General features: G+C 36.0%; 11 protein-coding genes. 8 read left to right on the top strand and 3 right to left on the bottom strand.

Annotated features, from left to right (window positions below; all coding sequences use genetic code 11):
* Window positions 1-314, bottom strand: a 314-nt coding sequence (locus tag O3650_RS09465; protein WP_371492010.1) for a transposase family protein, incomplete at its 3' end; no start/stop codon positions are given.
* A gap of 163 nt (window positions 315-477) precedes the next feature.
* A complete protein-coding gene (locus tag O3650_RS09470; RefSeq protein ID WP_173278167.1) occupies window positions 478-1,383 on the bottom strand; it encodes a helix-turn-helix transcriptional regulator in 906 nt (301 codons plus the stop codon).
* Between the two features lie 273 nt (window positions 1,384-1,656).
* Here O3650_RS09470 and O3650_RS09475 point away from each other — a divergent pair, with 273 nt between their 5' ends.
* The 6 genes from O3650_RS09475 (at window position 1,657) to O3650_RS09500 (ending at window position 9,052) form a co-directional block, all read left to right on the top strand.
* Window positions 1,657-4,569, top strand: coding sequence for an SEC10/PgrA surface exclusion domain-containing protein (locus O3650_RS09475; protein ID WP_371492012.1), 2,913 nt, complete (start codon window positions 1,657-1,659; stop codon window positions 4,567-4,569).
* A gap of 24 nt (window positions 4,570-4,593) precedes the next feature.
* On the top strand, window positions 4,594-5,568 hold the full coding sequence (locus O3650_RS09480) for a choline-binding protein C (protein ID WP_371492014.1): 975 nt from the start codon (window positions 4,594-4,596) through the stop codon (window positions 5,566-5,568).
* A 58-nt stretch (window positions 5,569-5,626) separates the two neighbouring features.
* Window positions 5,627-6,184, top strand: a complete 558-nt coding sequence (locus O3650_RS09485) for a hypothetical protein (RefSeq protein ID WP_371492016.1) — start codon at window positions 5,627-5,629, stop codon at window positions 6,182-6,184.
* 73 nt (window positions 6,185-6,257) lie between these two features.
* The gene (locus O3650_RS09490; RefSeq protein ID WP_000669444.1) at window positions 6,258-6,671 is read left to right on the top strand and encodes a hypothetical protein; all 414 of its coding nucleotides are present in this window, start codon (window positions 6,258-6,260) and stop codon (window positions 6,669-6,671) included.
* Between the two features lie 165 nt (window positions 6,672-6,836).
* A complete protein-coding gene (locus O3650_RS09495; protein ID WP_238393785.1) occupies window positions 6,837-7,823 on the top strand; it encodes a hypothetical protein in 987 nt (328 codons plus the stop codon).
* Between the two features lie 32 nt (window positions 7,824-7,855).
* Window positions 7,856-9,052, top strand: coding sequence for a hypothetical protein (locus O3650_RS09500; RefSeq protein WP_371492018.1), 1,197 nt, complete (start codon window positions 7,856-7,858; stop codon window positions 9,050-9,052).
* Between the two features lie 104 nt (window positions 9,053-9,156).
* Here O3650_RS09500 and O3650_RS09505 read toward each other — a convergent pair whose 3' ends face one another.
* Window positions 9,157-10,065 carry a LysR family transcriptional regulator gene (locus O3650_RS09505; protein WP_001222592.1) on the bottom strand — a complete coding sequence of 303 codons (909 nt, stop codon included), beginning with the start codon at window positions 10,063-10,065 and terminating at the stop codon, window positions 9,157-9,159.
* A gap of 63 nt (window positions 10,066-10,128) precedes the next feature.
* Between O3650_RS09505 and O3650_RS09510 the strand changes: the two genes are divergently transcribed.
* The gene (locus O3650_RS09510; RefSeq protein ID WP_000051786.1) at window positions 10,129-10,398 is read left to right on the top strand and encodes a YqgQ family protein; all 270 of its coding nucleotides are present in this window, start codon (window positions 10,129-10,131) and stop codon (window positions 10,396-10,398) included.
* The gene (locus tag O3650_RS09515) at window positions 10,398-10,781 is read left to right on the top strand and encodes a rhodanese-like domain-containing protein (protein WP_050365443.1); all 384 of its coding nucleotides are present in this window, start codon (window positions 10,398-10,400) and stop codon (window positions 10,779-10,781) included. Before O3650_RS09510 ends, O3650_RS09515 begins: the two co-directional genes overlap by 1 nt.
* Window positions 10,782-10,858: the final 77 nt, after the last annotated feature.

Genomic DNA, 10,858 nt, shown 5'->3' on the forward strand with positions numbered 1-10,858 from the left:
ATACGAGGGATTTGATGATTTTTCTTTACTAGAGGAGTCTCAGCAACCATCATTTTTGAACACTGATAGCACTTAAAACGACGTTTTCTAAGTAGAATTCTAGTAGCCATACCAGTCGTTTCTAGGTAAGGGATCTTAGACGGTTTTTGAAAGTCATATTTCTTCATTTGCCTTCCACAATCAGGGCAAGATGGGCCCTCATAGTCCAGTTTAGCGATGATTTCTTTGTGGGTATTCCTATTGATGACATCCATAAATTGGATATTAGGGTCTTTAATGTCTAGTAGTTTTGTGATAAAATGTAATTGTTCCATAGGATTCTTTCTAATGATGGTTTGGTCGCTTTTCATTATAGATCTTATGGGACTTTTTTTCTACAATAAAAACGGCTCCATAATATCTATAGGGGATTTACCCACTACAAATATTATAGAGCCTAAAAAAGTTGTTCCTAAAATGGAGCAACTTTTTTGACGATTAGAACAAATCAATACCAGTCTTATTTAATGCATGGCAATGATAAGTGAAGGCGTTGATAAAATTAGAGTAGTATTGCTGATCAATAAATTTTGCGCTTTGAAGATAATTAAATAAATTTTTTGCTAAGGGAATAGCCTCAGGTTTATTCCATCTAAATTGATTGTAAACATGTTCAACTTCTAGGAACATGAGGGGAATAGCCAGGTAGCCTCGTTCGAAGGTCTGAAGTGATTTAATTTTTTTAATAATATCGTCAGCCTTTTGATAGTAACCCAGTTCAGAGAAGTATTTTGCGGAGAAAGTGAGAGCATTTAAAATGCGGATGTAGGTGTCAGTATTGGCACTTTCTTTGTACATAAGTAGTAATTGTTTGCTCATATGATCAATAAGTTCCATCGGACAATGATTGACAATGACGCGATAAATTTCAAGTTCGATACTATTAAAGACATCCGATTTCATTAAATGATTGATAATGTTTTGAATTCTGGCAACAGTTTCAGGACTTTTTGATATGGTTGGATAATGTCTTAATTTAATAGATTTGAAAATCATCTCTGCTTGAAGTGGGTTGTCTTTTAGATAGACATCAAATAATTTTTCGTATTCTTCAATATAAGTGAGGATATCTTCTTCATGGACCACATGCTTACCAAATTCTATAGCTGGTAATTCTAAGCAGTCTCCACCTTTATTTGCATAGGCGAGAACAAAATCATTCCATTCAACTCCGATAACAATTAACAGTTTGGCAAAGTTTTCAAGTGAAATTCCTTTGTCTCCTTTTTCAAATTGACTTAGGAACTGTGGTGATACGATATCTGAGGCGGCTTCCTTTAGGCTGAGGCCTCGTGCTTCGCGCAGATACTTAAATGTAGCTCCAAATGGGTATAGATTTTCCATAAATAATCTCCTTACATACTTCTAAAACTATTATACAAAAATTTAGAGAAAAAATAGAGAAAAGAAAACTATAGTTACAAAATATTAGAATTCTATGCTATTTTTGGATTTTTTAAATAACATTGAAACTATAGTTTAAATGCCGAAAAATTTAAATATCTATTATGGTATGATAAGGGAAAGAATGGAAAATAAAGTAAGCTTGTTATACTAGTATAACAAGGATTGACTTACCACTCAATCCTATTCTATCAGTCATTAAAGGAGAAAATGATGAAGAAACTGAAAACCCTCACAACTTCAACAGCTATTGCGCTTGCGTCTGTTGGTGTGCCTGCATTTGCTCAAGAAGCAACTAACACAACAGCAGTTGATTCAACTGCTGTCAATGAACCAGCTCTTGTTTCAAAACCTGTAGCCGATACAAAACCAGAAGTGAAGAAATCTTCTGATATCAAGCCTGCTCTTGATGCTCAAGCGTCTACTGTTAAGCAAGTTGAAGCTGAAAGTGAAACAGCAAAAGCTGAAGCTACTTCTGCTAACCAAGCTGTTACAACTACTGAAACTGCTTTGACAAGCGCTAAAGAGAACTTGAAGTCAGCGGAAGCTGTTAAAGCAAATGCTACAGAAGAAAATATCACTGCTACAAAAGCTAAACAAGACGCCAATGTAAAAGCTCAAGATGCCAATCAAAAAGCAACTGAAGCGTCTACTGAAGCAATTAAAGCACAAACTGAGACTGTAGCGACTGAAACAGCTAACGTTGCCAGCGCAACAAGTAAGAAAGTTGAAGCTGATAAAACAGTAACCGCTAAAGAAGCTAATGTAAAATCAGCTGAAGACGCGCTAAATGGTTCAGGACTTGGTGAAGCAAAAGCCTCACTTGACCAAGCAGAAAAAGATATTGAACAAGCAAATGCGAATATTTCAAGCGCAACAAAAGCTGTCGAAACCGCTAAGAAAGCAGATAGCAACCGCGCAGAAGCCATCAAACAAGCTACAAACAATGTGAATGTCAAAAATAACGCCTTGAAACTAGCTAAAGAAATGATGGACGCAGATAAAACAAAAGTTGAGTCCATCCAAGAAAAAGCAGATGCTACAGCGTCTAAAGAAAAAGAAGCGCAAACTGCTTTGGATGCACAGAAAGCTCGCTCTGATGAAGCTGTCATTCATATGGGAAATCCAGTTCACCATTTGACAGATGAAGAAAAAGCTTACTATGGTCTTGATAAGAACGATGTTACATTTAAAGATGCTAAGAGTTATTATATTCGCAATAGCTGGAGACATGACGATAAAGCTAAAAAGTTAATGTTCAGACTAGGAGTTGAAATGTATAAAGCTCTTACAGTTGATTTTAATCAAAACGATGATAATCGTAAAGTGGATATTGACAATTTAACAGATGCCCAAATTGTTGAAATCAGTGATTTTTATGCTAAATTAATCAATGCTTTGCAAGAAAATATGGGATATCCAGAAGAATATCGAGCTTATGTTGCTCAAGATACTCTTGAACATAGCAAGAAAATGGCAAAAGCCTATGAAGCTCGTGGAACTGACCCATCTGTTGCTGGTCACATTACCGAAAATAATGGTGCTGAAAACTTGGCTACTGTCAGTGGTAATGGTGCAACAACAATGCTTGATTTGAAATATACTGTGTTAGATGCTTTTAAAAGATATTCATTCCTTGATGACAAATCAAATTGGGGACACGCTTTTAACAACTTAAGCGGTGGTGGTGTTGCAATGACTGTTGCTAACATTAACGGTAGACGTTGGTTTGTCAACTCATTTGGTAGCGATGGTAAACACAAAATCAACCTAAACCAAGACCTTGCCCAACTTGAAGCAAAACTAGCTGAAGCTCAAAAACAAAACAACCAAGCTCAAACTGCTCTTGCAAACGCTAAAGCAGAATTGGCAATAGCTTCAAGCAAATATGCTTCTGCACTTGAAGCTAAAACAGAAGCTGAAAAAGAATTGGCAAGCAAAACAGCTAGTCCACTTCAAACAGAAGTTGCTGAAAAGCACTTGCAATTGGCAAACCTTGCTTTGAAAAATGCACAAGAACGTAAAGCAACTGCTGAAACAGCTGTTGAAAACTTCTCAAGAAGCCAAGCAGAAAAAGAAACTGCTCTTGAAACAGCTAAAGCTGAACTAGCTACAGCCAAAACTGCTCAAAAAGATGCTGAAACTGCTCTTACAAATGCGCAAGCAAAATTGCAAGCAGAAGAAAACAAGTTGACTGCTCTTCAAGCTGAACAAGCAAAACTCCATGAAGAAAAAGACAAATTGGTGTCAGATGCGAAAGCAATTGCAACTGAATTGAGTGCTTATCTAAATGCAGACAAAAATCTTGCAGATGCGCAAGCAAAAGTAGCTGATTTAGAAGCAAAACTAACTCAAGAAAAATCTGCTGCAAAATTGGCACAAGACAAATTGGATGCAGTTACAGCTAAATTGAAAGCTGAACAAGCTAAACTAGCTGAAATCCAAGAAGAGTTTGATAAGTTGGTTAAGGCTGAAAGCAAGGATGACTACAATTTATCAGATTGGTATCTGGAGTATCTTGCAGGGAAACAAGCGAAGAAGAAAACAGATACAGAACTCAAGAAAGTAGAAGACTCACAAGCTGGTAACTGGATTGAATCATCTGGTCGTTGGTGGTACAAACATGCTGATGGTTCATATACAACCAACGGTTGGGAACAAATAAAGGATAAATGGTACTACTTTGATCACGCAGGTTGGATGAAAACTGGCTGGGTCAAAACTGGTAGCTCATGGTATTACTTGAACAACTCAGGTTCAATGGCTACAGGATGGGTAAAAGATAATGGTACATGGTATTACCTTAACAAGTCAGGTTTAATGGCTACAGGATGGGTAAAAGATAACGGTACATGGTATTACTTGAACAAGTCAGGATCAATAGCTACAGGTTGGATAAAAGATAACGGTACATGGTATTACTTGAATAACTCAGGCTCAATGGCTACAGGATGGGTAAAAGATAATGGTTCATGGTACTATCTTGACAAGTCAGGTGCTATGACAACAGGATGGCTTACAGTTTCTGGTAAATGGTACTACGCCTATAGTTCAGGAGCTTTAGCAGTAAATACCACTACACCAGATGGCTATAAGGTTAATGCTAACGGTGAGTGGGTAGGATAAGGATTAGAAAAGGAATTTGAAATCATGAAAAATAAAAAAATATTAGTTAGTTCTTTATTAGCAGGTTCGTTGTTATCAGTGGGTCTTATGACTTCTAAACCAATGGAGGTTCACGCCTTAACAGATATGAGTGTCAAGGATACTCAAAATCCCTTGAAAATCACCTTGATAGCCACTACTGGGAATCCGTTTTATTCAGGAAGTGTGCTGGTAGATATTCAAAGAAATTCTTCTAATGATAATCCATCTTTGTATTACGATTTAGTTAATGAAGATACAGGGGCTATTGTATCTAGTTATAACTTTAATAGTTTTGGGAATCAAACTAGAAGTCAAGACCATGTTTGGTTACTATATGCTGAAGATGGAAGATATCATATTGATGTTTATAGTGAAAAAGACTTTGGGAAAAGATATTTTGGTCGGTCAGAAGTCTTTAAAGTATCAAATCACGGATATGTACCTATAACAAATTCAGAAACACCAACAGCTACTGAAACTCCAAAACAATCTACTAACTCTAACTCAGGTCAGACTGGCTGGTCAGGTTCTTCTTACTACCAAGCTGGTGTGAAAGTAGTGAATCAATGGATTTTTGATGTTCAGTACAATTCATACTTCTATCTAAATGCTTCAGGTAACTTTGTTCAAAATGCTTGGTCAGGCAATTATTACCTCAAAGCAGGTGGCTATATGGCTAAGAGCGAGTGGATTTATGACAATAACTATCAATCATACTATTACTTGACAGCAGAGGGTAGCTATGCGCGTAATACTTGGTCTGGAAGTTATTACCTCAAATCAGATGGTAAAATGGCTAAGAGTGAGTGGATCTATGATAGTAGCTACCAATCTTACTATTACCTAACATCAGAAGGAAGTTACGCCCGTAATACATGGGTAGGTGACTACTATCTCAAGTCAAATGGTAAGATGGCGGTTAACGAACGTACCCCAGATGGCTACACAGTAGATGGCTCAGGTAAGTGGGTGAAATAAGAAAATAAATCTATACTGTAGATAAAACTTATTTTAAACAGGGAGAAAAGAGAAAATAATGGAAAAACATGAAAACCAAACGAACGAAGAAGTGACCGTAGAAAAAGTCGAAGAGACTACGGAAAGAATGGAAGAATCAATTAATGAAGTAGTGACAGAGAAGCCTGATAGAGTAGAAGCAATCAAAAAAGAGGCAGCAAGTTTTGTAGATAAAGCTGGAAAACAAATCGAAAATCTAGATATGGATGGTTCGATTGAAAAAATTAAAAAATTATTTGAAACAAAACCTCTACAATCTATCGGAATAAGCCTAGCTATCTTTCTTGTTGTGTTCTTTGGAGTTCGCAAATTAACTAGTGATCCATTAGATGGAACTTATGAAATTTTAACAAGACGTGATCATTTAGTCATGGTGATTAAAGGAAATTCTGGGACCGTCATTTCTGAAGATTCAGACGGAGACAAAGAAAAAAGACTAGTGAAAATTGATAAAAAAAAGAAAGAATTGACAATCACAGACGATAAAGGAAGAGATTTAGGAAAAACAAAATATATGTTAAAAGATAAGGAACTTTATCTTCAAGAGCCAGATCAAACCTTTAACCGAGTAAAATAGACTACACATTAAAAGCTTACCTCAGTACCCTAAAAGTTACTGGGGTAAGAAATTGTATATAGGGAGAATATGAATGAAATTTAAAAAATTAATAACTATAGCTAGTTTAGTAGGATTGATTACTTTCTTATTGCCAGTTGTTTCATCGGGTAATCAGTTTATACCTCCATTAAGTGAACATGTTTCAGAATATTTAGATGCACCATTATGGTATTTATTTTTGATTTGGTATGGTGCATTTGTGATTACTTTTTTATTGTCTTTAGTAATTGGAAAAGGAAGGGTGCTTCAAATTATTACATCTATTATAGTTATTCTAGTAAGTTTATTTGGAATTTTTGTTCATTTTTCAATAACAAAAGAATTGGTTGGAAGATCGGATTTAGGTTTTGGAGCGATTCTATATTATGTCTGTGTTTTGATAAATATTTTTGCAGCAATAATGGTCATAAAAGGTGATAAGACTACTAGTAAACAGATTCATTAAATAACTTTCTTTCAGTAGTAGTTGGGATGAATGTGATAGTAATGGCAGGTTTTTAGTAAAATAGAAAAAAGATGGAGAATGAAGTGGAAGAAAAATCAGTATTATTAGAAAATTTATAATCTACATAGAGGTATAGATTATATTTATCAAAAGCAAAACTATAAGATGAAGTTAGAAAATGATAGAAGGAAAGCTAAGCAAATACAAGCTCAATTACAAAATTTATTAGAAAGTAATTCATCTAACAAAATAGAGAAAATGATGAGGCAATCATTTTATGTAGTTCTGTTTGGTGCTTTGGGAAATCTAGCTAAATTTCTACTAATGTTTTGGTTTGGTGACGGTAATCTTCTTGAACTTGTTATGTATTTGGCAGCAACAGCAATTTTAATTTTTTATCTTCAAAAAAAGATACGTCGAAAAACAGAAAAATGGTTAAATATATGGACAGGGATTATTTTAGTCATGTTATTAGCTGCACCTCTTAGGATAATATTTTTTGCAATAATAGGGTTAATAAGTTTTAACTTATTTGAAGGTATATTTTTTTCAATTATAGCCTTAGGAATGCTTTATTTAACTTCTATTTTAGGTAAAATTTGGTATCCTAAATGGGTTGATTTCATTAATACGCTAATTGATGATGATAATAAACAACTCATTAAAAATTCAGGCATGAGACAGTCTGATTATGATAGACAGATTAGACATGAACAAGAAATTAAGCAAGAGCAACAGCAGTGTGAAATAGAGATGCAAGAAGCTGCAGGAGCTCTAGTGGCTTTTGGTAGTGGATGGTATCCCAAAGATTACTATTTCATAGAAGCTATAGAATTTTTTATCGGAGCTTTAGAAAATTTCAAAGCTGATAATATGAAGGAACTTGTAAATTTATATGATGAAACAAAATATAAAGAATTACAGTTGAACTATCAGAAAGAAATGCTACAGTTACAAAGGGAACAATATATTGATACTAAGAAAATGCTTCAAGCATTAAGATATAACAATTATGTTCAAACTTTGCAATTACAGCAGTTAGATGGAATCCGTAGAAATACAGAAGAAGCAGTTGATTACTTGAGAAATTTACATGTTCAAGAAAATCATTACCATACGCATAATCATTACCATCAAAATAATATTTATTGATTTATATAAGTGAAATTAAAATTAGAAATAATATGAAGAAAATTATAAACATGATGACCTGTCTGGGTTTACTTTGTGGTTTGTTTTCACTAGTGAATTCAGCCCAAGCTGACAGTACTGACTACAACCAACTATTGCCACAAATTACTGAGAAGTGGGAGAGTAAACATCTATTTGAGAATAATGCTAATAGACTTGGTTACGCTTTGAAGGATATTGACAAAAATGGGACGGATGAATTATTAATTGGTCTTACTAATGGTGAAAAATGGGAACTGTTTGAAGTATATTATATGAATGGTAATACCCCAACTCCCTTATTTGATAGATTTTGGGATATAAGTCTCAGGATGGGGACAGTTATTGAAACATACACAGATGGTAGTATTATAGTGTTCGAAAGTTCTCCAGGGATTATGTCATATAGATTGTTCCAACTTTCTAAAGAAAATAAGGAGCCAACGTTAATTAAAAAAGGTGAATTTAGAGCAGGAGAAGGTGATCTGGATGACTTAAACCTTGACTCTAAAATAAAAATAGACACCTCAACGATTGGATATACTTCTCTAAATCTCCCGATTATTGGTGAAAATATGGATCCTAATCCTCCCATGCCAAAGTCCCTTGTCGATGCTAAAATTGGAGATGAAATTCCTCTCCCATCCGAATTAGTAGGTACTTGGATTAATAAAGAACCTAATAAAGGTACCAAACCTGGTAGAGCTTCATCACTCATTTTAGGAGAGGATGGAAGCTACAGTGGAACCTTTAAAGATGGAGATATTAGAGGAAAAATATCTCGACTTAAAAAAGTGAGTGAGAACGGATTTATTGTCTTAAAAGAGAACAATGACGGAGAAGCTTTCTTTTTTAGTGTAGGTTTAGGAGCAGTTTTGCTTCCTGGTGAGCGAATTGATTTTGGGATGGTATTGGAAGGACGGAATTTATATAATGCGTCATGGTTAGTTAAAGAAGGCGAGGAAGACTATTCTAAGCCCACCATGCTCGCAACTTTTGTAAATCCCAATTATGGTCCTAAGAAAATAGAGAAAAAATCAGAGCAAGAAGTAGCGAAACAAGGCGATACAGTGGCAGAATCAACTCAAGACAGTGGTGAGGAGACAAAGCCAGAACCAAAACTATTTGGAAACGTTCCAGTGTTTGGCATTGTTGCAGGAGCTGGACTTGTCCTTGTTGTAATCCTTTCTAAATTTTGGTTTAAAAAATAAGATTTTATAAAATCATCTTGATTGACAATTAGAGAAAAAACCTCAAGAACTAGGGTTGAAAACTAGTTCTTGAGGTTTTTAGGTTATTCGATTTAGAGTGATTCTTAACTATCAAACTGGACTTCTTCTAGGAGATAGTCGATAAAGCGTTCGCCCATCTTGGATAGGCTGGTTTTTTCATGCTGGATATAGACTAGCTCAATGGGGTCATCAATGTCTAGTGGGATGGAAACGATATTGTCTCCATTGAGATTGCTGTTCAAAATCCCTGTCGCAATGGTATAACCATCTAAACCAATCAAGAGATTAAAGAGGGTGGCACGGTCACTGACCACGATAGATTTCTTGTGGTGCTCTTGGGAAAGGATTTCCTCTGAAAAGTAGAAGGAGTTGTGTGTCCCTTGGTCATAGCTGAGGTAAGGGAAGTTTTCCAAATCAGACAGTTTCACCTTGTCTTTCTTTGCCAGAGGGTTGGTCTTGCTGACAAAGATATGGGGCTGGGCTGTAAAGAGATGGTGAGCCAGCAGATGGTTGTCATCCAGCATTTTCGTTAAAACATCACGGTTGTAGCTATTTAGGAAGAGGACACCGACCTCACTACGGAAGTTCTTGACGTCGTCGATAATTTCCCAAGTACGAGTTTCACGAAGGAAGAGCTCGTATTTCTCCATATCGCTTTTCTTGAGCAAAGAGACAAAGGCATTGACCACAAAGGCATAGTGCTGAGACGAAACGCTAAAGAGTTCGCGGTGGGCGACAGGATTTTTATAGCGTTCCTCCAGAAGTTGGGTTTGCTCGACAACTTGACGGGCATAAGAGAGGAACTCCATCCCATCACGGGTCAAGGTGATGCCCTTAGGATTGCGGATAAAGATCTCAATGCCCATTTCATTTTCCAAATCTCTCACAGCGTTGGAAAGACTGGGCTGGGTGATAAAGAGTTGCTTGGCTGCCTCATTCATAGAGCCAGTTTCGACGATTTTGATAATATAATGTAGCTGTTGAATTCTCATGTTTTTATTGTACCACACTTGCGTCAGAATCGCCAAAGAAGATAGGAAAATCAGGGGCATTGTGTGAGTCTCTTCTTGAAAAAAACACAAAATTTTGCTAGAATGAGTCTTATGAAAACATTCTATGATGTGCAACAATTCCTCAAACAATTTGGTATTATTGTTTACATGGGAAAACGCTTATATGATATTGAACTGATGAAGTTGGAACTCTCTCGGATTTATGACGCAGGGTTGATGGACAAATTAGACTATCTAGAAGCAGAAGCGGTTCTTCGCAGAGAGCACAAGGTAGAATTGGATTATATTGAGAAAAATGGAGAAAAGAACTAATGGTTACTTGGATTTTGTGGGCACTTATACTAGCAATGTTGGCGTGGATGGGTTTTAACTATCTTCGTATTCGCCGTGCGGCTAAAATCGTAGACAATGAGGAGTTTGAATCCTTGATTCGTACGGGTCAATTGATTGATTTGCGCGACCCAGCAGAATTCCACAGAAAACATATCCTTGGTGCACGCAATATTCCTTCAAGTCAGTTGAAAACTAGTCTTGCAGCCCTTCGTAAGGATAAACCTGTCCTTCTTTATGAAAACCAACGTGCGCAACGTGTCACAAATGCGGCCCTTTACTTGAAAAAACAAGGTTTTTCTGAGATTTATATCCTTTCTTATGGATTGGATTCTTGGAAAGGGAAAGTGAAAGTTGAGAAATAAGAAAACGAGCTTGGATGTTTCGAGTCCACTGAAAAAATAGGTCTCTTACTTTTAATGAAATGAAAACCGGGGAATCT

The sequence above is a fragment of the Streptococcus sp. 20925_1_24 genome, assembly GCF_041432335.1.
GTDB classification, from domain to species: domain Bacteria; phylum Bacillota; class Bacilli; order Lactobacillales; family Streptococcaceae; genus Streptococcus; species Streptococcus mitis_BM.